This window comes from Amycolatopsis sp. FDAARGOS 1241 (assembly GCF_016889705.1).
Taxonomy (GTDB): Bacteria; Actinomycetota; Actinomycetes; order Mycobacteriales; family Pseudonocardiaceae; genus Amycolatopsis.
This window is the reverse complement of sequence record NZ_CP069526.1, coordinates 4,611,117-4,636,880: the sequence shown is the minus strand read 5'-3', so window position 1 is coordinate 4,636,880 and position 25,764 is coordinate 4,611,117. Positions and strand designations below refer to the sequence as shown.

25 protein-coding genes and 1 pseudogene are annotated in these 25,764 nt (G+C 71.6%); 8 read left to right on the top strand and 18 right to left on the bottom strand.

Annotated features, from left to right (window positions below):
• Positions 1-47: 47 nt before the first annotated feature.
• From I6J71_RS22890 to I6J71_RS22880, 3 genes are read right to left on the bottom strand one after another with little or no spacing between them, the layout of a single operon-like run.
• On the bottom strand, positions 48-2,609 hold the full coding sequence (locus tag I6J71_RS22890) for a cation-transporting P-type ATPase (protein ID WP_204096563.1): 2,562 nt from the start codon (positions 2,607-2,609) through the stop codon (positions 48-50).
• Positions 2,606-3,211, bottom strand: coding sequence for a Chromate resistance protein ChrB (locus I6J71_RS22885; protein WP_204096562.1), 606 nt, complete (start codon positions 3,209-3,211; stop codon positions 2,606-2,608). The genes I6J71_RS22890 and I6J71_RS22885 overlap by 4 nt, the downstream gene beginning before the upstream one ends.
• 56 nt (positions 3,212-3,267) lie before the next feature.
• Entirely contained in the window at positions 3,268-4,521 is a 1,254-nt protein-coding gene (locus I6J71_RS22880) for a LuxR C-terminal-related transcriptional regulator (RefSeq protein ID WP_204096561.1), read from the bottom strand.
• Positions 4,522-4,673: 152 nt separating this feature from the next.
• Between I6J71_RS22880 and I6J71_RS22875 the strand changes: the two genes are divergently transcribed.
• Positions 4,674-5,759: an S-(hydroxymethyl)mycothiol dehydrogenase gene (locus tag I6J71_RS22875; RefSeq protein WP_204096560.1), complete on the top strand. Its 1,086-nt coding sequence runs from the start codon at positions 4,674-4,676 to the stop codon at positions 5,757-5,759.
• Positions 5,756-6,388, top strand: coding sequence for an MBL fold metallo-hydrolase (locus tag I6J71_RS22870; RefSeq protein WP_204096559.1), 633 nt, complete (start codon positions 5,756-5,758; stop codon positions 6,386-6,388). Before I6J71_RS22875 ends, I6J71_RS22870 begins: the two co-directional genes overlap by 4 nt.
• A 2-nt stretch (positions 6,389-6,390) precedes the next feature.
• Here the strand turns inward: I6J71_RS22870 and I6J71_RS50995 are convergent, their stop codons facing one another.
• From I6J71_RS50995 to I6J71_RS22855, 3 genes are all read right to left on the bottom strand, one after another.
• The gene (locus tag I6J71_RS50995; protein WP_370542184.1) at positions 6,391-6,660 is read right to left on the bottom strand and encodes a hypothetical protein; all 270 of its coding nucleotides are present in this window, start codon (positions 6,658-6,660) and stop codon (positions 6,391-6,393) included.
• A gap of 114 nt (positions 6,661-6,774) precedes the next feature.
• Positions 6,775-6,966, bottom strand: a complete 192-nt coding sequence (locus I6J71_RS22860) for a transposase (protein ID WP_204096557.1) — start codon at positions 6,964-6,966, stop codon at positions 6,775-6,777.
• 78 nt (positions 6,967-7,044) lie between these two features.
• Positions 7,045-8,037, bottom strand: coding sequence for a hypothetical protein (locus tag I6J71_RS22855; RefSeq protein WP_239155205.1), 993 nt, complete (start codon positions 8,035-8,037; stop codon positions 7,045-7,047).
• 720 nt (positions 8,038-8,757) lie between these two features.
• Here I6J71_RS22855 and I6J71_RS22850 point away from each other — a divergent pair.
• The 3 genes from I6J71_RS22850 (at position 8,758) to I6J71_RS22840 (ending at position 9,704) form a co-directional block, all read left to right on the top strand.
• Positions 8,758-8,937 (top strand): hypothetical protein, encoded by a 180-nt coding sequence (locus tag I6J71_RS22850; protein WP_204096556.1) that lies wholly within the window; start codon positions 8,758-8,760, stop codon positions 8,935-8,937.
• On the top strand, positions 8,901-9,179 hold the full coding sequence (locus tag I6J71_RS22845; protein ID WP_204096555.1) for a hypothetical protein: 279 nt from the start codon (positions 8,901-8,903) through the stop codon (positions 9,177-9,179). Before I6J71_RS22850 ends, I6J71_RS22845 begins: the two co-directional genes overlap by 37 nt.
• 87 nt (positions 9,180-9,266) lie before the next feature.
• Positions 9,267-9,704, top strand: coding sequence for a hypothetical protein (locus tag I6J71_RS22840; protein ID WP_204096554.1), 438 nt, complete (start codon positions 9,267-9,269; stop codon positions 9,702-9,704).
• 142 nt (positions 9,705-9,846) lie between these two features.
• Here the strand turns inward: I6J71_RS22840 and I6J71_RS22835 are convergent, their stop codons facing one another.
• The 9 genes and pseudogenes from I6J71_RS22835 to I6J71_RS22795 all read right to left on the bottom strand — a co-directional run bounded on the left by I6J71_RS22835 (position 9,847) and on the right by I6J71_RS22795 (position 17,583).
• Complete coding sequence (locus I6J71_RS22835) at positions 9,847-12,105, bottom strand: cation-translocating P-type ATPase (RefSeq protein WP_204096553.1); 2,259 nt, start codon at positions 12,103-12,105, stop codon at positions 9,847-9,849.
• 17 nt (positions 12,106-12,122) lie between these two features.
• A pseudogene (locus tag I6J71_RS22830) lies at positions 12,123-13,045 on the bottom strand (hypothetical protein).
• 27 nt (positions 13,046-13,072) lie between these two features.
• Positions 13,073-13,279, bottom strand: a complete 207-nt coding sequence (locus I6J71_RS22825) for a heavy-metal-associated domain-containing protein (protein ID WP_204096552.1) — start codon at positions 13,277-13,279, stop codon at positions 13,073-13,075.
• Positions 13,280-13,623: 344 nt separating this feature from the next.
• Positions 13,624-13,899, bottom strand: coding sequence for a muconolactone Delta-isomerase family protein (locus tag I6J71_RS22820; protein WP_204096551.1), 276 nt, complete (start codon positions 13,897-13,899; stop codon positions 13,624-13,626).
• Between the two features lie 16 nt (positions 13,900-13,915).
• Positions 13,916-14,623: an alpha/beta fold hydrolase gene (locus I6J71_RS22815; RefSeq protein WP_204096550.1), complete on the bottom strand. Its 708-nt coding sequence runs from the start codon at positions 14,621-14,623 to the stop codon at positions 13,916-13,918.
• Positions 14,620-15,474 carry a class III extradiol dioxygenase subunit beta gene (locus I6J71_RS22810; protein ID WP_204096549.1) on the bottom strand — a complete coding sequence of 285 codons (855 nt, stop codon included), beginning with the start codon at positions 15,472-15,474 and terminating at the stop codon, positions 14,620-14,622. Before I6J71_RS22810 ends, I6J71_RS22815 begins: the two co-directional genes overlap by 4 nt.
• Positions 15,467-15,811, bottom strand: coding sequence for a protocatechuate 3,4-dioxygenase (locus I6J71_RS22805; protein ID WP_204096548.1), 345 nt, complete (start codon positions 15,809-15,811; stop codon positions 15,467-15,469). Before I6J71_RS22805 ends, I6J71_RS22810 begins: the two co-directional genes overlap by 8 nt.
• Positions 15,812-15,832: 21 nt before the next feature.
• Positions 15,833-16,705, bottom strand: coding sequence for a formyltetrahydrofolate deformylase (purU, locus tag I6J71_RS22800; RefSeq protein ID WP_204096547.1), 873 nt, complete (start codon positions 16,703-16,705; stop codon positions 15,833-15,835).
• Complete coding sequence (locus I6J71_RS22795) at positions 16,702-17,583, bottom strand: methylenetetrahydrofolate reductase (protein ID WP_204096546.1); 882 nt, start codon at positions 17,581-17,583, stop codon at positions 16,702-16,704. Before I6J71_RS22795 ends, purU begins: the two co-directional genes overlap by 4 nt.
• Positions 17,584-17,905: 322 nt before the next feature.
• On the opposite strand from I6J71_RS22795, the gene I6J71_RS22790 reads away from it, so the two are divergent.
• The 3 genes from I6J71_RS22790 (at position 17,906) to I6J71_RS22780 (ending at position 22,085) form a co-directional block, all read left to right on the top strand.
• On the top strand, positions 17,906-19,309 hold the full coding sequence (locus I6J71_RS22790) for an aminomethyl transferase family protein (protein ID WP_204096545.1): 1,404 nt from the start codon (positions 17,906-17,908) through the stop codon (positions 19,307-19,309).
• A 253-nt stretch (positions 19,310-19,562) separates the two neighbouring features.
• Positions 19,563-20,573 carry a LysR family transcriptional regulator gene (locus I6J71_RS22785; RefSeq protein ID WP_204096544.1) on the top strand — a complete coding sequence of 337 codons (1,011 nt, stop codon included), beginning with the start codon at positions 19,563-19,565 and terminating at the stop codon, positions 20,571-20,573.
• A gap of 66 nt (positions 20,574-20,639) precedes the next feature.
• Positions 20,640-22,085 carry an MFS transporter gene (locus tag I6J71_RS22780; RefSeq protein WP_204096543.1) on the top strand — a complete coding sequence of 482 codons (1,446 nt, stop codon included), beginning with the start codon at positions 20,640-20,642 and terminating at the stop codon, positions 22,083-22,085.
• A gap of 99 nt (positions 22,086-22,184) precedes the next feature.
• On the opposite strand, the gene I6J71_RS22775 is transcribed toward I6J71_RS22780, so the two are convergent.
• Genes I6J71_RS22775 through I6J71_RS22765 form a run of 3 tightly spaced genes read right to left on the bottom strand, consistent with a single transcriptional unit; the run spans position 22,185 to position 25,740 of the window.
• Positions 22,185-22,850: a response regulator transcription factor gene (locus I6J71_RS22775; protein ID WP_304503280.1), complete on the bottom strand. Its 666-nt coding sequence runs from the start codon at positions 22,848-22,850 to the stop codon at positions 22,185-22,187.
• Entirely contained in the window at positions 22,847-24,391 is a 1,545-nt protein-coding gene (locus tag I6J71_RS22770; RefSeq protein ID WP_204096542.1) for a GAF domain-containing sensor histidine kinase, read from the bottom strand. The genes I6J71_RS22775 and I6J71_RS22770 overlap by 4 nt, the downstream gene beginning before the upstream one ends.
• Before the next feature lie 29 nt (positions 24,392-24,420).
• Positions 24,421-25,740, bottom strand: coding sequence for an MFS transporter (locus tag I6J71_RS22765; RefSeq protein ID WP_204096541.1), 1,320 nt, complete (start codon positions 25,738-25,740; stop codon positions 24,421-24,423).
• Positions 25,741-25,764 lie beyond the last annotated feature (24 nt).

Genomic DNA, 25,764 nt, shown 5'->3' with positions numbered 1-25,764 from the left:
GGGCGGAATCCGGCGATTTCCGTTGCGGACGATCGCGTCCGGTGCCGTTACAGCCGGGCCCGGAACCGCGCGAGCCGCCCCACGGCCGCGGCCACGAGGGTCGCGACGAGAACGAGACCCACCGCCACGCTCAGCTGCATCGGGGCCAGCGTGCCGAGGTGGAGCAGCGAGCTGAACGACGTGGTGGTGGCGGCGAGTCCGGTCAGCACCGCCACGGCGGCCCAGGCGGGGAACGCGGGGTTGGTTTTCCAGGTCAGCAGGGGCCGGGTGCGCAGGGTCCAGGCGATGAGGACGTGGGCGGCCAGCCAGGCGAACACGGCGCCCGCGCTGGCCTCCGCGGCGCCGGCACCGGCGGCGGTGAGGATCAGGTAAGCGGGCAGGACCGCGAGGGTGAGGGTCGCCGCGGTGATCGCGATGGCGGTCAGCACCGTGCGGTCGAGGAACCGGGCGCCGGGCGGGCGTGGCGGGTGGTGCATCGCCTGGGGTGCGGTTGGTTCGGCGACGAACGCGACTGTGGCGCCGAGGTCCATGAAGATCTCGAGCAGCACGATGTGCACCGGCTGGAAGGGGCTGGGCAGGCCGGCGGCCAGTGCGGCGAGCAGGACGACGACGAGGGCGAGTTTCGCGCCGAGGTAGAAGGCGACGGCGCGGCGGAGCTGGGCGGTGATGTTGCGGCCGGTGGCCGTCGCGTCCACGACGGTCGGGTAGGCGTCGTTGGTGAGGATGAGGCCGGCGGTGGTGCGGGCCAATTCGGCGCTGCGCCGGCCCAGGGCGATGCCGACGTCGGCAGCGGCCAGCGCGGGCGCGTCGTTGGCCCCGTCGCCGGTGACCGCGACCACTTCGCGGCGGTGCTGCAGCAGCCGGACGATCCGGTGCTTGGTGGCCGGGGTGGCACGAGCGATCACGCTGCCGTGCTCCAGCCGGGCGTCGAGCTCGGCATCGGCCATCGTGTCGACCGCGGTGCCGGAGAGGGTGTGACCCGCAGGCAGCCCGGCCCGCAGCGCGATCGCGGTGGCCGTGGCCGAGTGGTCTCCGGTGACCACGATCGTGGCCACTCCCGCTCCGGTGAGCGCGGCGATCGCCTCGGGCACGCCGGGCCGGAGCGGATCGTCGAACGCGGCCAGCCCGACGTAGGTCAACCCGTGCTCGGCCTGCTCCCGATCGGTGGGGGCCGTGGACAGGGTGCGCCGCGCGAAGGCGATCACCCGCAGGCCGCGCTCCGACAGCCTGGCCACGGCGTCTTCTGCCTCCTGGCGGGTAAGCAGGTCGACGTCACAGCGGTCCAGCACTGTCTCCGGTGCCCCGGACACCGCCACCCCCAAGCCCGCGTCGAGGTCGTCGCCGAGGGTGTGGACGCGGGAGACGAGCTTGCGCGCCGGGTCGAACGGGAACACCGCGATCTCACGGCCGCTGCCGGCGAGGCCGGCCTCCTCAGCGGCGCTCGCGAGCTCGACTTCCAGCGGTTCCCGGCGGGTGGCGTGCGTGGGTTGGCAGGCCAGGGCGACGGCGAGCACTTCGTGGCGGTTGCCGATGATCTCGGCGAGCTGGAGGTGGTTCTCGGTCAGCGTGCCGGTCTTGTCCGTGACCACGGTCGTCACGGCACCCAGGGTCTCGCCCGCGCGCAGCCGCCGCAGCAGCGCACCGCGGCGAGCCAGCTGGCGCCCGCCGATCGCCAGCAGCAACGTGATCAGGATCGGCAGTTCCTCGGGCACGGTGGCGAACGCGAGGGTCAACCCGGACAACAGCATCTCCCGCCACGGCTGTCCGGCGAGCAGACCGACCGCGGGCACGAGCACGCTGGCGGCGATCGCGACGACCAGCACCGCTTTCGCGAGCTGCGACAACGCGATCTGCAGCGGGGTCGGGGGTTCCTTGGTCCCGGCGACCAGCTTGCCCAGCCGTCCCAGCTCGGTCGCCGCGCCGGTGGCGACCACCACCGCCCGGCCCGCGCCGGCGTGCACCGGGCTGCCGCTGTGCAGCAGGCTGGACCGCTCGGCCAGCTCGGTCGGCGCGGGTACCGGGTGGGCGCTCTTGCCGGCGGGGGCGGACTCCCCGGTCAGGCTCGACTCGTCCACGCGCAGCCCGTGCGAGGCCAGCACGCGGGCGTCGGCCGGCAGCACGTCCCCGGCCTCGACGACCAGGACATCACCGGGAACCAGCTCCGCGGCCGGCACTTGCACCACGCCGTCTTCGCGCACGAGGCGAGCGGTGGGCGCGGTCATCGCCCTCAGCGTGGCGATCGCGCGGGTGGCCCGCAGCTCGGTGAAGGTTTCCACCACGGCGACCACGGCGACCACCGTGCCGATCGCGATCGCGTCGCGGAGCTCTCCGAAGATCGCCGACAGCACCGCGACGGCGATCAGCAGCAGCTGCAGGGGCTCGGTGAAGGACTCCGCCAGCTCGTGCCACCACGGCTCCGGCTTGCGCCTGATCGGGGTGTTCGGGCCGAACCGGTCGAGGCGGCGCGCCCGTTCGGCGGCCGGCAAGCCGTTCGGCCCCGACTTCAGCCGGTCGAGCACCGCTTCGGCGCTCAGCGCGTGCCAGGCGGCTGCCGGCTCCGCCGGGCCAGTCGCCTGGATCTGCCCGGCCTGTCCACTGTGGGCGGTCATGGTCCCTCGACCGCCCGGGGCCACACGCCCTGGTCGAGCGGGGCCGTCGCGTCGGCGGGAGCCTCGACGCTCAGCGTCGCCTGCTCGAACGCCGCCAGCGCGTCCGCCGCGTGGGCCACCGCGTCGCGGGCCGCCTTGCCGCCAGGGGCCTCGAAGTAGTCCCGGGCGGCGATCTTGGCCAGCCACGAGCGGAACCGTTCGAGGTCGGCCTCGGATTCCTCGACCTCGGCGTAGGTGGCGTTGCCGCGCGCCAGCTCCTTCTCCAGCTCGTCCAGGAACGCCGGCAACCGGTCCAGCACCTCGGCGTACTCGGTGTCACGCGCGGCGTTGAACTCGGCAATCATCGCCTGCTCCTCGGCCGCGACGGTGAAGCCCATCGACAGCACCCGGGCGGTCCCGCCCTGGTGCCGGATGCGATCCACCAGCCGGCGCACGTCCTTCACCACCTCCGGTCGCGCGGGCAGCAGACAGACCGACTGTTGCAGGTACAGCGCGCCCAGCGAGCGCAGCTTGCGCCACACCTGCACCCGCAGCGCGTCGGCGGCCTTGGCGGTCGAGGCGCTGACCAGCAACCACTCCCGCTCGCGCGATTCGCTCGTCACACGGCGATGTTACGGGAGTTACATCGGGGTGTCGACGCCGCCCCGCGCTGCGCCTTTCACCCGGCGGTGTTGATGCCCACGGCCAGAGCCAGGGCGGCCGCTTCGCCGCGGGAGCTCACGTCCAGCTTTTTGAGGACGCCGGCGACGTGGAATTTGACGGTGCTTTCGGTGATGCCCAGTGCGTCGGCGATGGACTTGTTGCGCTGCCCCCGGGCCACGAGACGCAGGACCTCGAGCTCGCGACGGTTCAGCGTCGAGAGCACGGCTTCGTCCGCGTGGTCCTGCGTCGCTTCGAACGGCACGTGGATGGTGACGCGGCCGCCCCAGCCGGCGATGGCGTCGACCTCGACGGTGGCGCCCAGCGTTTTCGCGCGTCCGTCGAGCTGCCGGCGCAGGCCGGCGGCGTCGAGGTGGCCGGATCCGCGGTCGCGGACGTCCAGGTGGAGCGCGGTGGTATCCGTCGACCAGGCGATCCTCAGCCGGGCCAGGTCGGGCTGGGCGGTGAAGGCCAGCACCGCCGTGCCGGTCATGGCCCGGGCGGCGTGGGCGATTTCGCCGGGCAGCGGGTGCGCGTCCTTCGGCGGTGCGACGAATTCCAGCTCCGCGTCGTGGTGGCGCAGCATCTGCCGGATTTCCTTGCGCAGCCTGGTGAACGCGCTCTGCGCCGGCTCTTCGGAGTGGGCGAGATCGGACTTCGGAGCCGAGCGCAGGGCCACCAGAGCGGCCGAGGCGGAGTCGGTGGCGGCGAGCCGGGCGCGGTAGTCGTCCAGCCGGCTGGAGCGCAGTGCGGTCAGGATCGTGACGAGCGTGGTTTCGTGAGCCGCGGCCATTTCGGCGATGGTGCGGGCGCGTTCGGCCGAGGCGGCGCGGGACTCGGCGAGGTAGTCCGGGCTGGCCTGGGCGACCTGCTGGCGGATCGAGGTCGCGACGATCCCGAACATTCCCGCCAGGAGCGCCGGCCGGGGGAAGGGTGTCCGCGGGGACCGTGGGACGAGCACCAGCAGCGTGCCGCCCGCGTCCAGCACCGTCCAGACGGTTCGGTCGATACCGCCGAGCGTGGCTTTGGTGGTCAGCGCGCGTTCGTGCGCGACGGCCGTTTTGAGCTTCTCGAGCTCGGCGATGGTGATCTTGTCGGTGATCGCCTTGGCCCCGGCGACCTTGCGGGGGCGGCCGGTGCACTCGAGGGTGAAGATGACGAGCGCCTGGTGCGGCCAGCCGTCGGCGAGGAACCGTGAGAACCGGGCAGCGATCTCGCGCAGCGGGCCCTGGATGACTTCCCGCAGTTCGGTCAGCTCGATGTGGTCGGACACCGGGAAGAGGCTAGCGATCACCGGCCCTGGCCGGAAGACCAGGTTTCCCTCGACCGACGACCAGGTCGCCCTCGCGCCCGCCCGTTCTAGGGTCGCGTCAGTCATGCGTTGCCGCGCATGCCTTTTTCGACGAGGAGTGGAGGCTGCAGGGAATGCCACAGCAGGTGCGCGGGGTGATCGCCCGGTCGAAGGGCGCGGCGGTCGAGCTGGTTGACATCGTGATCCCGGACCCCGGGCCCGGCGAAGTGGTCGTCGCGATCGCGGCGTGCGGCGTCTGCCACACCGACCTGACCTACCGCGAAGGCGGCATCAACGACGAGTTCCCGTTCCTGCTCGGCCACGAAGCCGCCGGGACCGTGGAAAGCGTCGGTGCCGGCGTCGAATCGGTCCGGCCGGGGGATTTCGTCATCCTCAACTGGCGGGCGGTGTGCGGGCAGTGCCGGGCGTGCAAGCGCGGCCGCCCGCAGTACTGCTTCGACACGTTCACGGCGAACCAGCGGATGACGCTGACCGACGGTACCGAGCTGACCCCGGCTCTGGGCATCGGCGCCTTCGCGGACAAGACACTCGTCCACGCCGGACAGTGCACGAAGGTCGACCCGAGCGTGGACCCGGCGGTCGCCGGCCTGCTCGGCTGCGGCGTGATGGCCGGCCTCGGCGCCGCGGTCAACACCGGTGCCGTCGGCCGCGGCGACTCGGTGGCTGTCATCGGCTGCGGGGGAGTGGGCGACGCCGCGATCGCCGGAGCCCAGCTCGCCGGGGCGACGACGATCGTCGCCGTCGACCGCGACGAGCGGAAGCTCGCCTGGGCGCGCGACCTCGGCGCGACGCACACGGTCAACGCGGCGGAGACCGACGCGGTCGCCGCCGTGCAGGAGCTGACCGGTGGCTTCGGGGCCGACGTCGTCATCGACGCGGTCGGGCGCCCCGAGACGTGGCAGCAAGCGTTCTACGCGCGCGACCTGGCCGGCACCCTGGTGCTCGTCGGCGTCCCGACCCCGGACATGCGGCTCGAAATGCCGCTGCTGGACTTCTTCTCCCGTGGTGGCTCGCTGAAGTCGTCCTGGTACGGCGACTGCCTGCCGGAGCGGGACTTCCCGATGCTGATCGACCTGCACCGGCAGGGCCGGCTCCCGCTGGACCGGTTCGTCACCGAGCGGATTTCCCTCGACGACGTCGAAAAAGCCTTCCACACCATGCACGTCGGCGAGGTCCTCCGCTCCGTGGTGGTCCTGTGAGCGGTGCGCTGCGGATCGACCGGGTCGTGACGTCGGGGGTCTTCTCGCTCGACGGGGGCACGTGGGACGTCGACAACAACGTCTGGCTCGTCGGCGACGACGACGAGGTGGTGGTCGTGGACGCCGCGCACGACGAGAAGGCGATCACCGAAGCGGTCGGCGACCGCAACGTCGTCGCCGTCGTCTGCACCCACGGGCACAACGACCACGTCACCGTCGCTCCGCAGTTGGGGGAGCACCTCCACGCGCCGGTCCTGCTGCACCCGGGGGACAAACAGCTGTGGGAGATGACCCACACCGGGCAGCGGTTCTGGCGCGCCGAGGACGGCGAGCGGATCGCGGTGGCGGGCACCGCGCTCGAGGTCGTCCACACCCCGGGCCACTCGCCCGGTTCGATCTGCCTGCACCTGCCCGAAGCCGGCGCCCTGTTCACCGGCGACACGCTGTTCGCCGGCGGCCCCGGCGCGACCGGCCGCTCGTTTTCCGACTTCCCGACGATCATCTCCTCGATCCGCGACCGGATCTTCGCGCTGCCCGAGGACACGCGCGTCCACACCGGCCACGGCGACGGCACCTCGATCGGAACCGAAGCACCGCACCTGGCCGAGTGGATCGCCCGCGGGCATTGACCTTAGGGCGGGCCTGAGTTGCGGCCGCGATAGTCGACCCGGTCGAACCCGGGTCGACGGCCACCGCGGGAACCACGGCGTGTGCGGTGCCCGACCTGGTCAGCAGGCTCGGGAAGCACGGCGAGAAAGCCACGACCACGCAGCTGCCCGTGGATCGCGCGCGAGCAGTAGGCCTTGTCACCACGGAGCCGCTCGGGCCGCATGTGGGCCCGACCGCGCCCGGCCAGGTGGATTCGCAGGTCCCGCGTCAGCTGCGGGAACATCGGGAACATCGGCGCGTCCCCGGCTTGGCCGGGACCGACCACAGTTGCCAACAGTCGGCCGTTCCCACCGGCGAGGCGGTGCACTGTGCGCTCCAACCGCCGTGGGAACGGCCAATCGCATGATCAAACCTTCCCCGGCCAGCCGGCGCGGTGCCAGCTCCACATCGTCTGCCACCGGCCGAACACCGCCGGCACCTCCCGCCACGCGATCCCGCACCGGTACCGGTAGATGATCCCTTCCACCATCGCCCGTGCACCGGGCAGCGGGCGGCCACACTTACCCGTGCGAACGGGCAACAAGTCCCCGATCAACACCGCTGCTCATCCGACAGCAACTCAAACCGAGACACACCCAGCCGCGCCCCATCGGCCGCGGCTGCTGTCAGAAAGGACCTAGTCGCCGCAGTTGCCCTTGGTGGGGATCGGCTTCTTCGGGTCGAACTGGCCCGGTTCGGCGGTCAGGGAGGGGCCCGCGAAGTCGGGTTCGCTGAAGGCGGGCGCGAGCCGGTTGGCTTTGGAGGCGGTGCACGCGATGCTGGTGAAGTACGAGTTCATCTGGTCCAGCCACAAGCCGCGGCTCGACGGGTCCCAGTGGGCTCCGCTGCGCACGGTGTAGTCGGCGTCGACGCGGACGAAGGGCTCCAGATCGGCGGGGCCGTAGATCACGTGGGTGCCGGGTTCGAAGGCGTAGGCCACGACGTAGGCGACGTGGAGGACCAGCTCACCGCTCTTGCCCGGCCGTGCGGTCATCGTCCCGGTCATCCTCGGCGCGACGGGCAGGAGGTGGTAGCCGTCGGCCAGGAAGGTCAGGTAGTCCTGGGCGTGGGCTTGGATGTCCGCTTTGGCGTCGGGTGCGAACAGGCCGACGTAGCCGGCTGATTTGTGGCCTTCCAGGGTGTCCTGGTCGAATTGGGCGACGGTGATCGCCTGCTTGACCTCGTCCTCGGCGTGCCCGACCTGCTGCGCGGAGAACGACCCGACCGCCTTCGCGGGCGGGATGGTCAGGCCCGCGATGCCCTCGGCCCAGTTCTGGGCCGGGGTGTCGTCGAACGGCCGGGACAGGTCGACGTGCGCGTCGAGGGGCAGGTCGGTCGGCGCGGTGGTAGTGGTCGTGACCGCGGGCGACGTGGACCCGCCCGCAACTGCCGCGGGTGTGCCCGGGTACTGCTCCGAGGTGGCCCGTCCCCAGGCGTAGAAAGCGCATCCCGCCGCGGCCAGGCCGACGAGCACCGCGGCGGAGATCGTCACCCGCTTGCGCAGCCGCGCCCGGCGTCTGCTGCGGCGCAGGCCGATCCAGGCTTCCTTCTCGGCGTGCCGCTGCCAGTCCGGGTCCATCAGGTCCGGATGGTTCTCGATGCCGTGCTCGTCCACTGTCTGCCGCCCCATCTCGTTGATCTCGCACCGGAAGATCGGCGGCCGTGGCCGGCCGTTACACCCGAACGATCTTCGCAACCGTTTCGGAACACGGGTTCCCGCCGCAACCCGGCGAAAGGGGTGAACGTCGCCTTTCGCCGGTCCTGTCCGAGGTGGTGCTGTTCACCTTCGCGACTGTCGCTCAGGACCTCACGAAGCCGCGCTGATCGACCTGGAGCTGGCCTACGAGCCGGACCGGGAGCACCGGAGCCGCGTCGCCGAAACGCACGAGCAGTTCCGGGGCTTCATCGCCCCGGTCCGGCCCGTGCTGCAGCTGCGCCGGCGCTCCGTGACACCGGCCCAGCGCAAGGATCCTCGACGAGCTGCCCGATGCCGCCGCGCGCCGCAGCTGGTTCCGCCGCCGGCGCACCGCCGGCATCATGGGGCTCGAGGTGGAGCTGCCGTCCTGAGCCGCCCGCGCGCTCGGTCGTCGCGGGCAAGCCGCACGGTGTTTCGCCGCGAGGTGGGGATTTTTCGCCGGGTATTCTCGCCTGATGCGTCCCCTTCGGTCTTCCACCAACGTCACCCTCGACGGTTGCCGCGACCACCGGATGATTCCACGGACGCGGACCTGCACCGCCACGCGGCCGAGACCTCGCCCGGGCCGACGCCCTGCTCCTCGGCCGGGTGATCTACCAGATGATGCGGGCGGCGTGGCGGCCGCCGGCGGGAGCGGGGGAGCGCCCTGGCTGAATGGAACCCTTCGCCCGCACGATCGACAAGGCGAAGAAGTACGTCGTTTCGACCACCCTCGACCGGGTCGAGGGGAACGCGCAGGTCGTGCGCGGGATCTGGCGACCGCCGTTCGGCAGCTCGAACAGGAGCCGGGTGCGGGCGTGCAGCTGCCTCTTGCGTTGGCAGAGCTGGGTTTGATCGAGGAGTACGAGTTCGTCGTGCAGCGCCTGGCGGGCCACGGGCCGACGCTGTTCGCGGGCCTGTCGAAGCTCGTCGACGTGAAGCTCGTCGGCCGGCTGGAGTTCGGGTCGGGCGCGGTGGCGATGCGCTGTGAGCGGCGAAGGTCAGCCGTCGCCTTGGAGGAGGGTGAATCCAGTGCACCGCCGATGTCCACTTCGGCCGTCCTGACGGGATCCGCGCTCACGACACCGAGGTTCTGAATGTGCAGTGCCGGGTCGATCGACTGGCGAACCGCCGCGCAGGTGTTTGAGCAGGCCTTGCGAAAACACGGTGTCCGGCCCACGGCGGTGACCGACGTCGAGCTCGCCTGGGACGCGTTCGTCGGCTTCCTGCAGACTGAGCTCACCGGGGTCACACCGGCCGATGAAGACGGTGATGGCTTCGTCGTCCAATGGGGACGCCGTTGCTGGGCCGGCAACCGCCTCCACTTGGATCTGACCAGACAACTCGCGTCGCGCGAAGGCGGCGATGCCGAGGGGCCCGACGGGGAGGCCGAACTCTGGCACGTCGAGTTGCGGCTCGCCTTCGACGATGAGCCGACCCTGATCGCCCTCGAACGCGGGCTGACCGCCGTCGACACCGGGTTCCGGTTCGACCCGATCGGCCCGCCGCGAGCCGCGGCGCTCGCCGAGGTGCGGGCCCAGGCACACCAGCAGGCGCTCGTCCGTGCTTTGTGGACTGCGACTCCGGTCGGCAGCGAGGTGACTTTCGAGCGCGCGTGCTGAGGTGCTCGCCTTCGAAAAGCTCGGGAGCGTGGGTCGGGTGAGCCGTCGGTTTCGCCTGCGATCGACCGCATCGGGCGTGCGTTGCGGGGAACCGGGCGCGGCGTCGGCCGGTCACTCGCGGAGTGGCCGGCCGACGGCGGGTTCAAGAACGCAGCCGGTTCGCAGCACTGGTGAAGCTGCGCAGCCGCAGGCTGTTGGCGACGACGAAGGCGGAGCTGAGGGCCATGGCGGCGCCCGCGAGCATCGGGTTGAGCAGGCCGGCCGCGGCGAGGGGGAGCGCGGCGAGGTTGTAGGCGAACGCCCAGAACAGGTTGCCCTTGATCGTGCGCAGGGTGCGGCGGGACAGGCCGATCGCGTCGGCGGCCGAGCGGAGGTCGCCGCGGACGAGGGTGAGGTCGGCAGCCTCGATGGCGGCGTCGGTGCCGGTGCCCATGGCCAGGCCGAGGTCTGCCTGTGCCAGCGCGGGCGCGTCGTTGACGCCGTCGCCGACCATGGCCACGACCTTGCCGTCGTCCTGCAGCCGCTTGATCACGTCGAGCTTGCCGGCCGGCAGGACTTCGGCGATCACCTCGTCGATCCCGGCTTCCTCGGCCACCGCCCGGGCGACGGCCGTGTTGTCACCGGTGAGCAGGACGGGTGTCAGGCCGAGCCTGCGCAGCCGGGCGATCGCCTCGGCCGACGTCGCCTTGACGGTGTCCGCGACGACGAGGACACCGCGGGCCGAGCCGTCCCAGGCCACGGCGACCGCGGTCTGCCCGCGGTGTTCGGCCGCGGCCTTGGCCGCCGCGAGCTCGCCGGGCAGCGGCTGGCACCAGTCGTCGAGCAGCGCGGGGCGGCCCACCAGGACCGCGTGGCCGTCGACGACACCCTGCACGCCGAGCCCCTCGACGTTGGCGAAATCCTCGACCGGCGCCGGTGCCCCGGTCCGCTCGCGGGCGCCCCGGGCGATCGCCGTGGCGATGGGGTGCTCGGACGCGTGCTCGAGCGCGCCGGCGAGCCGGAGAAGTTCGGCCTCGTCGACTCCGGCGGCGGGGTGGACGCCGGTGAGCGTCATCCGGCCCTCGGTGACCGTGCCGGTCTTGTCGAGCACCACGGTGTCGACGCGGCGGGTGGACTCCAGCACCTCCGGGCCCTTGATCAGCACGCCCAGCTGTGCCCCGCGACCGGTGCCGACGAGCAACGCGGTCGGCGTGGCCAGGCCCAGCGCGCACGGGCACGCGATGATCAGGACCGCGACCGCGGCGGTGAACGCGGCCGCCGTGCCGACACCGCTGCCGAGCCAGAAACCGAGCGTGGCGACCGCCAGTCCGATCACGATCGGCACGAACACGCCGGACACCCGGTCGGCCAGCCGCTGCACGTCGGCTTTGCCGCTCTGCGCGTCTTCGACCAGCTTCGCCATCTGTGCCAGCTGGGTGGCGGCCCCGACTCGGGTGGCACGCACGACCAGGCGGCCGCCGACGTTCACCGTCGCGCCGGTCACGGCGTCGCCCCCACGGACCTCGACGGGTACGGATTCGCCGGTCAGCATCGACGCGTCGACGGCGGAGCTGCCCTCTTCGACGACGCCGTCGGTGGCGATCTTCTCGCCGGGCCGGACCACGAACTGCTCGCCCTCCGCCAGCTCGGCCGTCGGGATGCGGACCTCGGCGCCGCCGCGCAGCACGGCGACCTCCTTGGCGCCGAGCTCGAGCAGCGCTCGCAGCGCCGAGCCGGCGCGGCGCTTGGCCCGCGCTTCGAAGTAGCGGCCGGCGAGGATGAACGTGGTGACGCCCGCCGCGACCTCCAGGTAGAGGTCGGCGGCACCGTCGGACGGGGCGATCGTGAACTCGAACGGGTGCACCATGCCGGGTGTGCCGGCGGTGCCGAAGAACAGGGCCCACAGCGACCACCCGAAGGCCGCCACCACACCCAGCGAGACCAGGGTGTCCATGGTGGCGGCGCCGTGCCGGAGATTCGTCAACGCCGCCCGGTGGAACGGCCACGCACCCCACGTGACGACCGGCGCCGCCAGCGTCAGCGAGAGCCACTGCCAGTACGTGAACTGCAGCGCCGGGACCATGGCCAGCACGATCACCGGCACGGCCGGCACCGCGCTGGCGATCAGCCGCCGCCGCAGGTCCAGCGTGGGGTCGGCTTCGGCCGGCTGGTCGGGCTTCTCCAGCCGCGGCAGGGCGGCGGTGTAGCCCGCGGCCTCGACCGCCGCCACCAGCTCGGCCGGGTCGACGCCCTCCGGCGCCTTCACACGGGCTTTCTCCGTGGCGTAGTTGACGGATGCGGTGACCCCGTCGAGCTTGTTCAGCTTGCGCTCGATGCGGTTGGCGCAGGACGCGCAGGTCATCCCACCGATCGCGAGTTCGAGGTCGGTCACCGGGCCGGAGCCGGCCGTGGTGGTGCTCATGTCGTCTCCTGTCTCGGTCAGTGGCCGTGGTCGTCGCGGTGGGCGTCGGCCGGCGCGGGCGTGCCGGCCGTGGTGAGCGTGAAGTCGGCGGTCCGCACCACGCCGTGGTGGCGGAAGTCGAGGAACAGCCGGTAGGTCCCCGCGCTCGGCACCGCGGCGGCGAACTTCACCGGGGGGCCGGCGGGTGTCTTCCCGTCGCCGGGTGCACCGTCGGGGTGGACGTGCAGGTATGCGAGGTCGCCTTCGCGCAGCGCGACCAAGTGCCCGTACGCGCCAAGATAAGGCTGCAGGTCGGTGACCGGTTTGCCGCCGTGGCTGACGGTCAGGGTGAGTGGCGACGTCGTACCGGTGCCAGCTCGCCGGTGAGCTCGACCTGGTACCCGTCGACCAGGGCCGTGCGGCTGGGCGCGAATGTCGCGGGCCGGTAGTCCCCGGCGACCGAGAGATCGGTACCCAGGGTCATCGGCTTGCCCCCGGTCGGGGCGAAGTCGGCGAACGCGCGGTAGGAACCGGCCGCGGGCAGCGTGAGCGGCACGCGCCACGTGCCGTCCGGTGCCATCTCGGGGTGGACGTGCTGGAAGCCCGCCGTGTCGCGGCGGACCACGATCAGGTGCAACCGCTTTTCGTGCTCGACGTCGAACTTGGTCACAGGCTTGCCGTTCGGTCCGGTGATGGTGAACGAGAACCGGCCCGGTTCCGGCATCCGATCGGGGACCGAAAACGTGTAGCCGTCCCGGCTCGAGGCGAGCCCACCCGGCAGGTCGGCCGCCATGGCCATGGCCGCGTGGTCCTGCGGCGCGGCCTCGGTCATGCCGGCGTGCTCGTCGTTCTCGCTGGTCGCCACCGGAACCGGGCCGGCCGCGTGCCCCACGGCGAAACCGCCGGCGGCGAGCAGGACGAGCACTCCGCCGAACACCGCGAGCCGTGCTGTCGTACGCATCGCTCCTCCTTCGTTGGTGGTTCCGGCCTAGCCGGCGAGCTGGTAACCGGCTTCCTCGACGGCGGCGCGGACCTGCGCCCGCGCGAGCGGTCCGGCACTGGTGACGGTCACGGCTCCGGTGGGCAGGTCGATCACGACGCCGGTGACGCCCGCGATCGCGCCGACCTCTTCGCTGACCGAGGTGACGCAGTGCGAGCAGGTCATCCCGCTGACGGTGTAGGTGGTGGCAATCATGACGCGTTCCCTCCTTGGTACCCCCTGGGGGTACCGATACAGATACACCCCTACGGGGTATCTGGACAAGAGGGATCGCCGCACGGCGTGTTCACACCGCTCGTTGTGGGGGTCTGCGCTGGTCTCGACGCGGCGCTTCCGGCCGGCGTCGGTGCTCCGGTGGCGCGAAGAGGTCCTCCGGCCCACGCCGGTGGTGCCGCCCACGATGAGGGGGCACGACAGGGCGTCGGCGAGGTGGCGCAGGAGCGGGAAGTTCTTGTCGCCGACCGGGCGGCACCGGCGGTCTTCACCAGGTCGGCGACGACGGAAAGCCCGGCTCGCGGCGGGCTTTTGCCTGCTTCGGGTCAGCGTTCCTGCGGGTGCGTGGCGAGTGCCTCGACCCGCACGTCCATCCACTTCCACATCGGCAGCGAAGTCAGGGCTTCGTGCAGGACGGCCGGATCTTCGGCTTCGTACAGCCCGACGGTCGCGTTGCGGCCCGGAACGCGCCAGAGCCGTTTGAGCGTCCCGGCAGCGCGCAGCTGCTGCGCGCGCTCGCGTTCGGCCGCGCGCAGGCGCTCGCGGGTCTCGTCCGAGGTCTCGGGAGGCAGCAGGTTCTCGGTGCGGACCAGGAATTCCATTATTCCTCCGCTCGGGCTACGACTGGGCGATCGTGAGCAGGACGTCCGCGAGCTCGCCGGGCGCGGTCACCATCGCTTCGTGCCCGGTGGTGATCTCGTGCACCGGCCAGCCACGCGCAGCGGCCCGCTGCGCGTGGGGGCGGAACACCCGCATCCAGTCGGTGCACTCGACGAACGCGGCCGGCACACCCTCGCCCGCGCCGGTGAGCCGCAGTGGTTCGGTGTAGGTGAGCCACGGGTGCGGCGTCAGGCGCGGGCCGAGCCAAGCCAGGTCGGTCTCGTCCGTCACCCCCAGCACGGTCAGCGACCGCACCGGGATCAGCCAGCCGAACCCGGGACCGGCCACCGATTCGCGGTAGTGCCCGGCCACCTGCTCCGGCAGCAGGTCGATCGCGGCCTCGCCGTCGCCCCCGGCGAACGCGTCGAGGTACACGCGCTTGCCGAGCCGGTCCGGGACCCGGTCGGCGACGCCCGTGACGACCTGCCCGGCGTAGCTGTGCCCGACCAGCACGACGTTGCGCAGGTCGTGCGCCTCGAGCAGGCCCACGACGTCCTGGACGTGCGTGCCGAGCCCGACGGCGGGGGAGAGCAGGTGCGCGCGGTCGCTGAGCCCGGTCAGCGTCGGCGCGAAGACCTCGTGACCGGCGGCGCGCAGCCCGGGAACAACCCGCTGCCAGGCCCAGCCGCCGTGCCACGCTCCGTGCAGCAGGACGAACGCGGTCATGCGGGTGCGTCTCCGTTCTCGAACAGCGCCAGCGCGGCCGCGGTGTTGGACGCCGGCACGTGGTAGGTGTCGTGGATCCGCGTGATCCGCTCGCTCATCGCGCCCCGCATCACCAGCCACATGATCAGCTCGACGCCCTCCGTACCGGCCTGCGCGATGTACTCCTCGCGCGTGAGCCGCGCGAGCGCCTCCGGATCGTCCTCGATCTTCCGCAGGAACATGCGGTCGAACGGGGTGTTGATCAACCCCGCGCGGGCGCCGGCCAGCTGGTGCGACATGCCGCCGGTGCCGAACACCGCGACGTCGAGCTCCCGCGGGAACGACTCGATCGCCCGCCCGATCGCCTGGCCGAGCGCGTAGCAGCGCGCGGCCGTGGGCTGCGGGTGCTGGATCACGTTGACGAGGACCGGCACCACCGCGCACGGCCACTGCTCGCCCGGGTCCGGGCAGTACACCGACAGCGGCACGGTGAGGCCGTGGTCGACGTCGAGGCGGTGGAAGGTCGCGATGTCGAAGGAGTCGTCGATCAGCCTGCGGACCAGGTGCTCACTCAGCTCCGGCGCGCCGGCGACCGGCGGCACGGGCCGGCGTCCCCAGCCTTCGTCGGCCACCTCGTAGGACTCGGCGGTGCCGATCGCGAAGGTCGGCACCAAGTCGAGGTCGAGGGCGTTGGCGTGGTCGTTGTAGACGATCACCGCGACGTCTGGCCGGTGCGCCGCCATCCACTCCCGGGCCGGGGCGTAGCCGTCGAACAGCGGTTTCCAGTACGGCTCGGCGGTTTTGCCGGTGTCCATCGCCGCGCCGATCGACGGCACGTGCGACGTCGCGAGGCCCCAGGTAACCCTAGCCAAGGTTCCGCCCTCCCGAGCGCATCGCCTCGGCGAACTCCTCGGCCGTCATGCCGGTGAACACCCCTCCGAGGTACTGCATGGACTTCCCGTCCAGCATGGCCAGCTTGTAGGTGTAGAACACGGACCCGCCGAGTTCGAGCATCCCGGTCCAGTCCCGCTCGAGGATCGCCTTCTTCTGCTCCGGCGACAGGCCGAACTCGTCGCAGTAGGCGGACTCGTCGGCGGAGAACCGCCGGCGGTTGCGTTCGTCCTTGAGCGACAGGCACATCTTGTTCAGCGCGTATCCCCGCCGGCTCGCGCCGAGGTCGAGCAGGTAGTCGTCGCGGGCTTTCGTCATCGTTGCTCCTTCCCGGTGCCGCTAGAACACCACCGTCGTGGCGCCGTCACGGACGACGCGGTCGTCGCAGTGCCAGGCGACCGCCCGCGAGAGCACGAGGCGTTCGACGTCCGCCCCTTTGCGCTGCAGGTCGGCGACGGAGTCGCGGTGCGAGACGCGGATCACGTCCTGTTCGATGATCGGCCCTTCGTCGAGGTCTTCGGTGACGTAGTGCGCGGTCGCGCCGACGAGCTTCACGCCGCGCTCCTTCGCCCGCTGGTACGGACCGGCGCCGATGAACGCCGGCAGGAACGAGTGGTGGATGTTGATCACCGGCGCGCCGACCTCGGCGAGGAAGTCACCGGACAGGATCTGCATGTACCTCGCCAGCACCACGAGGTCCACATTGCCCTTGAGGAGGTTCAGCTGCTCCTTCTCCGCGGCCGACTTGTCCTCCTTGGCCACCGGCACGTGGAAGAACGGGATGTCGAAGCCACGCACGTCGTCGCCGAGGTCCGGGTGGTTCGAGACGACCATCGGCACCGTCATGTGCACCTCGTCGCGGCGCTGGCGCCACAGCAGGTCGAGCAGGCAGTGGTCCGCGCGGGAGACGAGGATCGCGACCCGCTTGCGCCGGCGCGCCTCGACCAGCCGGAACTCCAGTCCCAGCTGCTCGCCCAGACGCGCCTCGAGCGCCGCGTTCAGGCCCGCCGCCCGGGTGGGCAGATCCGCGAGGTGGAAGACCGTGCGCTGGAAGAACCGGCCGCCGGACGGATCGCTGCTCGATTGGTCGAGCGAGACGATGTTGGCGCCCTGCTCGGTCAGCACGCCGGACACGGTCGCCACGATGCCCGGCCGGTCCGCGCCTTGCACGATCAGGCGCCCGTAGTCCTCGTCGTGGTCTGGCCCGCTCACGCGCGGACGTCCTTCGCGTCGAGCCGCGCGAGCAGCTCCCGGCGCCACGCCTCGGTCTTCGCGAGTTCGTTGAACGTGAATACGTGCAGGCCGCCGATGGCGCCGCCGCGCGGCGCCTCGGCGGCGAGCCGCAGGGCGAGCTTCGTCGGTTCGTAGCCGTGCGGCAACAGCAACCGCCACAGCAGATTCTGCTGCTTGCGCAGGAACCGAGCCGACTGGCCCAGCCCGATCCCGGCCGAGATCCGCACGAGCTTCTGGCGGTTCACCGGACCCGGTAGTCCGATGTGGACGGGCAGGTCGATCCCGGCGGCGGCGATCCCCGCCGACCACGCGCCGGTGACGCCCGCGTCGAAGCAGATCTGGGTGATGATGCGGGTCGCGAACGGAGCCTTCGCCCGCAAAGCCTCGTCGAGCGCGGCGGCCGGGATGTTCGCGTGCCCCTCCGGGTAACCGCCGATGCCGACCTCGGTGAAGGGGTGGCCGACGTCGGCCATCGCCCGCAACAGGGCGTACGCGTCCGGGAACTCGCCCCCCGGCTTCGGCGCGTCACCCCCGATGACGAACACCGACCGCACCCTGGCCTCGCCCAGGCGAGCCACCACTTCGGCGACGTGGCCGCGATCGGTGAACTGGCGGGCGGGCAGGTGCGGAGCGACCTGGTAACCGTGCCGCTGCAGGCGTTCGGCCAGGTCCACCGTCGGCTCGAGGCCCTTCGCCTCCGTGACGGTGACCGTCAGCGGCACGGTCGGGGGCACGTGCTCGAGCACGTTCTGCTCGGTGCCGCGAAACGGCATCACCTCGTAGCTCATGGTCCGGACCAGCTCGGCCGGACTCGGTCGCCGTCGCTGCGAGCCGGCGACCTCCTGCGGGGTGGTCATGCGCTGCCCTCATCTCTTCGTACCGGACGCGGTGGCGGTCGCGCTCGGCGGCGCCGGCCTGTCACCAGTAGAACGGACCGCCGGGCGTTTTTCGTCCGGCATCGAGGCCGATCTCACCGCGACAAATGACGGGGCTCCGCAAGCGGGAACGGGCGTCCGGGACGAATGACGTAGGTGAGACCGGTCCGCAGGACCTCACATTCGGTTCCGGACGCGCCTAGCGTCCCCCTCGACGGACCGGGACCAGCGCACGGCCCGGGCCCTCCGGCGGCGCGCGACCGCCGCCGGACCGCAGACGCTGTCGCACGAGAACGGACCGCACATGAGCGCGAAAAGCCTGCAGGACGTGGTCGATCAGGCGGGGAACACCGTGGAGCTGCTGCGCAACTCGCAGCTCGGCGCCTACATCTACCCGGTCGTGCCCGCCGAGTTCACCAACTTCCGCCGCGAGGTGATCGCCTGGCGGTCCACGGCCGTGCTGTTCGACCAGACCCACCACATGGTCAACCTCTTCCTGTCCGGCCGCGACGCGCTGAAGCTGATCTCCGACACCGGCATCAACAGTGTCGCGAAGTTCCCGGTCGACTCGGCCAAGCAGTTCGTGCCCGTCTCGCCCGACGGCGGATTGATCGGCGACGGCATCCTCTTCCGGCCGGCTGAAGAGGAGTTCGTGTTCGTCGGCCGCGCTCCGGTGGCCAACTGGCTCACCTTCCACGCCCGCCAGGGCTATGACGTCGAGCTGCGGCTGGACCAGCGCTCGCCGTCGCGGCCGTACGGCAAGCCGGTGACCCGGGACCTGTGGCGCTTCCAGATCCAGGGGCCGAACGCCTGGCCGGTGATCGAGAAGGTCCACGGCGGCCCGGTGGAGCAGGTCCGGTTCTTCCGCATGGGTCACCTCGACGTCGCCGGGGTCCGGGTCCGGACCCTGCGCCACGGCATGGCCGGCGCGCCCGGGCTGGAGCTGTGGGGGCCGTACGAGACCTACGACCTCGTGCGCGAGGCCATCCTGGAAGCCGGGCGCGAGTTCGGGCTGGAGCCGGCCGGGGCGCGAGCCTACTCGTGCAACACCCTGGAGTCGGGCTGGATCCCGTCGCCGCTACCCGCGATCTACACCGGCGAAGCACTGCGCCCGTACCGCGAATGGCTCGGCGCGGACAGCTACGAGGCGACCAACGCCCTGGCCGGCAGCTTCGTGTCCGACCGGATCGAGGACTACTACCTCAACCCCTGGGAGCTCGGGTACGGCTCGTTCGTCAAGTTCGACCACGACTTCATCGGCCGCGACGCGCTCGCCGCCGTCGACCCGCGGAAGCAGCGACGTAAGGTCACCCTCGCCTGGAACGCCGAGGACGTCGGCACACTGCTCACCTCACCGGTGGCTCCCGACGGGCCCGGCTACCAGTTCTTCGACCTGCCCAACGCCAACTACGGCTCGTCGAACTTCGACTCCGTGCTCGACGCCGACGGCAACCCGATCGGGCTCTCGCTGTTCACCGGTTACAGCGCGAACGAACGCGCCGCCCTGTCGCTCGCGACGGTCAACCCCGACGTGCCGCTCGGCGCGGAGGTGCGGGTCGTGTGGGGCGAGCCGGACGGCGGCACCCGCAAGACCACGGTGCAGCCGCACCGGCAGCTCGCCGTCCGCGCTGTCGTCAGCCCGGCTCCGTATTCGGTGATGGCACGCGAGAGCTACCACCCCGGCTGGCGCTCGGCCGTGACGGTGTGAGGCCGCCGTGCCCGCACCGCGTCCCCGCGCCCGGACCGCGCCTTCGCCGCGCCGCCCGCCGGGCCCGCGCGTAGTACGGTGTGCGGGGCCGTCCTCCTCCCCGGGACGGCGACCGTGACGACGAGACTGCCACCGGGTGCCGGAGCCGGCCGAACCACGAGGAGGGTCGCGTGGACGCATGCCAGCGGCGCCTCCGTGGCCGCCGGTCCCGGGTGGTTGCGCGCCGCTCGTGACCGGGCGGTGGTGATCGGCTGTGACCCGGCGGGGCGACGCCTTCCTCGCGAACATCGACCTGAACCTGCTCGTCATCCTGCGGGAGCTGCTGCGCGAGCAGAACGTGACCCGGGCGGCCCAGCGGGTCGGCGTGACCCAGCCCGCGGCCAGCGCCGCACTGGCGCGGCTGCGCCGGCACTTCGGCGACGACCTGCTCGAACGCACGCGCTCGGGGTTCGTCCTCTCGCCGCTGGGGGAGCGGCTGGCCGTCGAAATAGAACCGGTGTACCTGAGCGTCGAACGGCTCTTTTCACCCGAACCGGAATTCCACCCTGAAGACACCGAGCGTGAATTCACCGTCTTGACCAACGACTACGTTCTCGCCGCGTTCGGTGAACCGCTCTCGCGCGCACTCCACGCGGCAGCACCCCGCGCGCGGTTGAGCGTGAAAGTGGCCAAAGGCGAGCTGCCCGCGGATTTGCCGGAAACCCTTCGCGGAATAGACGTGATCATTTCCGCGCCGAAGTCCGCGTTCAAAGTCGACGAAATCCGCGGCCAGGAATTGTTCCGCGATCACTGGTCCTGTGTGGTCGCGGCTGACAACCCGGTGGGGGACCGGCCGCGGCTTGCCGACCTGGAGCGGATGCCGTGGGTCATCCCCAACCACCCCGACGACGGGTACCCGGCGAGTTCGCCGCTCGCGCCCGTGCTCGCTCAGCTGTCCACGCAGCCGCAGGTCGCCGTGCGGGTGGACAGCTACCAGGCCACCCCGTACTTCGTGGCGGGCACGGACCGGGTCGCGGTGATGCAGCACCGGCTCGCCGTGCAGTTCGCCGATCGCGGCGATCTGCGCATCCTGCCGTACCCGGGCGACGCGCCGCCGATCGTCGAAATACTGTGGTGGCACCGCAAGAACACCGAGGAACCGACGCACACGTGGCTGCGCTCCGTGGTCGAAGAGGCCGCGGCCGGCCTCCGTGAGCCCGAACGGCGCATTCACGGCGGTTATGCGCCGGGTGCAGACGATTTATTACCTGACTCCACTCAGTGAGCCACATACTGGCTATCTGCGAAACGTGGTGAAGCACACTGGCCCCAGCGCACAAAGGAGTGTGCCTTGTCGAATTCGACGACGAGCAGACCTACCGTCGACGTGCTCCCCCTGATCGAAAACCACAAAGCAGGGCGATTCTGGACCGCGCTCTTCTCCGTGTCGTGGCTGGTCGCGTTTCTGGACGGCTTCGACCTGCAAGTCATCTCGTTCGCGGGGCGGTATCTGAAACAGTCGTACCACTTGACCAACACCGAACTCGGCACCCTCGGGACGGTCGGTGTCGTCGGGACGCTCCTGGGCGGGATCGTGATCGGTTACCTGGGTGACCGGGTCGGGCGCAAGCCCGCCATCGTCGTCTCGGTGACCGGGTTCGGGATCTTCATGGTCCTGGTCGCCTTCGCCCAGGACTACCCGCAGCTGGTGCTGCTGCGCCTGCTCACCGGGTTGTTCGTCGGCGGCGCGCTGCCGCCGGTGTGGGCTCTGGTCAGCGAGTTCGCGCCGATCCGGCTGCGGTCGACGTCCGTGGTGATCGTGATGGTCGGCTACAGCATCGGCAGCGCGTCGGGCGGACCGCTGTCGAACCTGCTGATCCCGCATTTCGGCTGGCAGTCAGTGTTCCTGGTGGGCGGCGCCGCGTCGCTGGTCGTGCTGGTCGCGGTGGTGCTGGTACTGCCGGAGTCGGTGAAGTTCCTGGCGCAGAAGGGCCTCGCGCCGGAGCGGATCGGGCGCATCCTGCGGCGCGTGCGGCCCGGCATCTCCCTGCCGGCCGACGCGAGGTACGTCGCCGGTACGGAGGTCACCGAGCGCAAGCAGTTCACCCCGCCGACCCTGTTCCGCGGCCGGCTGGCGGTGATCACCCTCCTGGTCTGGGCCTCCTACTTCTGCTCGGCGACGGTCGTGTTCTACCTGACGTTCTGGGGGCCGATCCTCAACGAGCAGATCGGTTTCAGCGTCTCGGCGGCCGCCACGCTCGCCGCGGGCACGTCGGCCGCGGGCGCGCTGGGGCAGGTCCTGATCGGCCGGTTCATCGACCACCGCGGAGCCGGAGCGATCGCGTACATGCCGCTGCTGGCGGTGCCGTGCCTGCTCGTGATCGGGTTCGTGCACCTGTCGGCGCTCGCGTACGTGGTCGTGCTGCTGCTGTCCAACGTGTTCATCATCGGTGGCCACGGCGGCGTCATCAGCGTCTCGGGCATCTTCTACCGCCCCGCGATCCGCGCCAACGGCGCCGGCTGGGCCACCTCGGTGTCCAAGCTCGGCGCGATGCTCGGCCCGTGGCTGGCGGGCGTGCTGCTGGACCACGGCCTGAACGCCCAGGGCACCTTCTTCGTCTTCGCCGTGTTCCCACTGGCGATGATGACGCTGCTCATGGCGCTGGGACGGATTCAGCGCCGCCTGCCGGCCACCGCGGACGGCTCGCTGCGTCCCGTGACCGTGCCTGCCGAGGGTGCCACGGACGCGGTCCGGCGCGCCCGTGAGGAGACCACCACCCCGGGCGTGTCCGGCTAGCCTGCCCGCAACTGTTGTGGGCCGGGGCTTCCACGCACGTGGTGCGCGGGAAGCCCTCGGCCGCGTCCGGGTTCCGGGCTGTGGCACGAAATCCCCGGGTCAGCCGGGCGGTGGCGCCAGCCCCTCCCGGATCGCGAGCAGCGCCGCCTGCGTGCGTGACGACAGCTGCAGCTTGCTCAGCACGTTGCTGACGTGCGTGCGCGCGGTGCGCTCGCTGATCACCAGCTCGTCGGCGATTTCCCGGTTGGCGAAGCCCCGCGCGACCAGTACCAGGATCTCCCGCTCGCGCGCGGTGAGCGCGGAAAGCCCGACCCGGGGCGCGGCCATCCTCCGGGTGAGCTGCTTGGCCACGGCCGAGCCGAGGTGGACCTCTCCCGACGCGGCGGCGCGCACGGCGGTGGCGACCTCCTCGGGCTCGGCGTCCTTGAGCAGGTAGCCGGCGGCTCCGGCGGCGAGGGCGGTGTGCACGCGTTCGGCTTCCCCGAAGCTGGTCAGGACCACGACCTTCACGTCCGGGTGCTCGGCGGTGATCCGCTGGGTCGCCTCCGCGCCGTCCATCCGCGGCATCCGCAGGTCCATCAGCACCACGTGGGGGAGCGGCCGCCCGAGCGTCCGCCACTCGCGCAAGAGCTCAATGGCCTGCTCCCCGTCCGCCGCTTCGCCGACGACCTCGAGAGCGGGCTCGGTCTCGACGAACGCCCGCAGTCCGCGCCGCACCACCGCGTGGTCGTCGACGAGCACGATCCGGATCACCGCGGGGCTCATCCGGGCGCCTGCGCCCGGACCCGGCGCAGCGGCACCGCCGCCCGCACCGTCCAGCCGCCGTCCGTACCCGGTCCGGCAGCGAAGCGCCCGCCCCAGCGTTCGGTGCGCTCCCGCATGGACACCAGGCCCAGCTGTTCGCGGCTGCCGGGCGGCTCACCGCCGCCACGGCCGGCGCCGTCGTCGCGGACCAGCACGACCAGATCGTCTTCCTCGGCGCGGAGGGTGACCTCGACCGTCGACGCGCCGGCGTGTTTCACGACGTTGTGCACCGCCTCGCAAACGATCCGGTAGAGGTCCTCCTGCACGTCGAGCCCGCCGGTCACCGGCAGGCCGTCGGTCGTGACGACGTCGATCACCAGGCCGGTCCGCGCGCGCACGCTCTCGACGTGCGCGCGCACCGCGGCGACGAGACCGTGCTCGGCGAGGTCGAGCGGGCGCAGCTCGAACACCAGCAGCCGCAGGTCGGCCAGCGCGCTGGCCGACAGCTCGGCGAGCTCCTCGGCGATCGGGCGGACGCGCTCGAGCTCGGCGTCGGGGCGGTCAAGCCGGCCGCGCAGCGCCTTGGCCTGCATGCGCATCGAGAAGAGCTGCTGCACCACCGAATCGTGCAGGTCGCGGGCCAGCCGGCGGCGTTCGTCTGACTGCGCCCGGGTGCGCGTGCGGGCCAGCAGGGACGCCGTGTCGATCGCGACGGCGGCGTGGTCGGCCATCGCCTGCAGGAACGCGAGCGAGCCGGGGCCCGGGTCCTCGCCGGCGCGGTAGTAGGCGTTGATCACGCCGACGGTGCGGGCGCGGACCACCATGGGCGTGGCGACGAAGCCGTCCCAGTCCGGCCGGTTCATGATCTCGTGCAGCGGCTCCCACCGCGGGTCGGCCATGATCGAGGCCTTGCGGTGCTTTTCCACCACCGGCCGGCCGCCCACGAACGCGTCGAAGAACCGTACCCGCGCCCCCAATCGCCGGCAGGCGCTGAGGCGCTCCACGAAGTCCGCAGCCGGGCCGAATCCCGCCATGCCGAGGATGCGCAGATCGGCGGCCGGATCGTCGAGCGAGAGGATCTGCACCGCGACGATGTTGGCCGTCATCACCATCTCGCGGGCCACCGCGTCGAGGGTGGCCCGCAGCGAGAACGTCCCGGCGACGCTCGCGGCGGCTCGCGCGATCGCGGTGAGCCGCTCCTGCTGCCGCAGGACGTCCGTGCGGTCGCTGAACCAGACCGCCTGCCCGCCGTCGGACAACGGGGCGAGCCGGTACTCCAGGTCCCGGAACCGCCCGCCCGGCACCAGCCGGCGGACGGTCCGCGGGGTGCCCTGCGGCACGCCGGCATCGGGCTTGAACGGCGCCGGCCTGCCGATCAGGTCCGCGGCGGCCGAGCCGAGCAGGGCCGCGGCCGAGTCGTTGAGCGCGGTGAACCGACCGTCGGCGTCGAGTACGGCGAGCCCGTCGGCGGACACGGAGACGAGGGCGTCGAGTGCTTCGGGTGTCAGGGCGGTCCCCTCGCTCGCCGAAGCGGGTTCGCGCGGACCCCGGTGCCCTTGCATGACCCCATTATGGGGCGCCGGCGGAGAATTCACGCCGTCGGTGGCGCGACCGGGGCCGGCGCGGGCTCGTCGGCATTCGCGCGCCGGAAGCGCAGCCCCGCCACGCCCACGAGGCTGACCAGCGACAGCGCGGCGACGTAGAGCGCGACGGCGGTCGACGAGCCACTCGCCCCGAACAACGCGGTCGCGACGATCGGCGTGACCGCGCCGCCGATCATCCCGCCGAGCTGGTAGGCGATCGAGATCCCGCTGTAGCGCACACGCACGTCGAAGATCTCGGTGAACAGCCCGCCCTGCGCGCCGGCCATGATGCCCTGGACGAGCGCGGCGACGGCAAAGGAGACAAAGGCCGAAGCCGGGTTGCCGGTGTCCACCAGCAGGAACATCGGGACCGGCCACACCACCGCCGTCACCGCGCCGAGCGTGTACACCCGTCGCGCGCCGAACCGGTCGCTCGCGACGGCGGCCAGCACGATCGCGGCGATCCAGACCGCTGTCGAGGCGAGGATCAGCGAGAGCAAGGTGGTCCGGTCGAATCCGACCACGGTCGTTCCGTAGGTCAGCATGTAGACGGTCACCGTGTACCCGATCGCGGGTGGCGCGATCGACGCGAGGCTCGCCAGGGCCAGCGTCATCGGCTGCCGGCGCAGCAGCTCGAGGAACGGGGCCCGGTTCGTGGTGCGCTCGCGCTTGGCGTCGGTGAACTCCGCCGCGTCGCTCAGCCGGCCGCGCACCAGGAGCCCGCCCACGACCAGGACAACGCTGAACAGGAACGGCAGGCGCCAGCCCCAGGTCAGGAAATCGTCGTCGGCCAGCCCGGACACGGCGAGGAAGGCGAGATTCGACGTGAGCACCCCGACCGGCACGCCGAACTGCGCGAAGCTGCCGTAGACCGCGCGGCGCCGCGCGGTGGCGTGCTCGGTGGCGATGAGGACCGCGCCACCCCATTCCCCGCCGACGCCGAAGCCCTGCAGCACGCGCAAGAGGACGAGCAGCAGCGGGGCCGCGACGCCGATCGCGGCGTAGGTCGGCAGCACGCCGATGAGCGTGGTCGTCCCGCCGGTCAGCAGCAGGGTGAGGACCAGCATCGACCGTCGCCCGATCCGGTCGCCGAAGTGCCCGATCACCGCGCCGCCGAGCGGGCGGGCCACGAAGCCGACCGCGAACGTCGCGAACGCGGCGAGCGTGCCGGCCGCGGAGGAGAACTTCGGGTAGAACACGGAGCCGAACGCGAGCGCCGCCGCCGTGCCGAAGATGTAGTAGTCGTACCACTCGATGGACGTGCCGACGAGACTCGCGGCGAAGAGGGTCTTCTTCGACGGACGCGTCGGCGCTGACGGTTCGGCCATGGCTCCGTACTCCTCGCGAGCGGT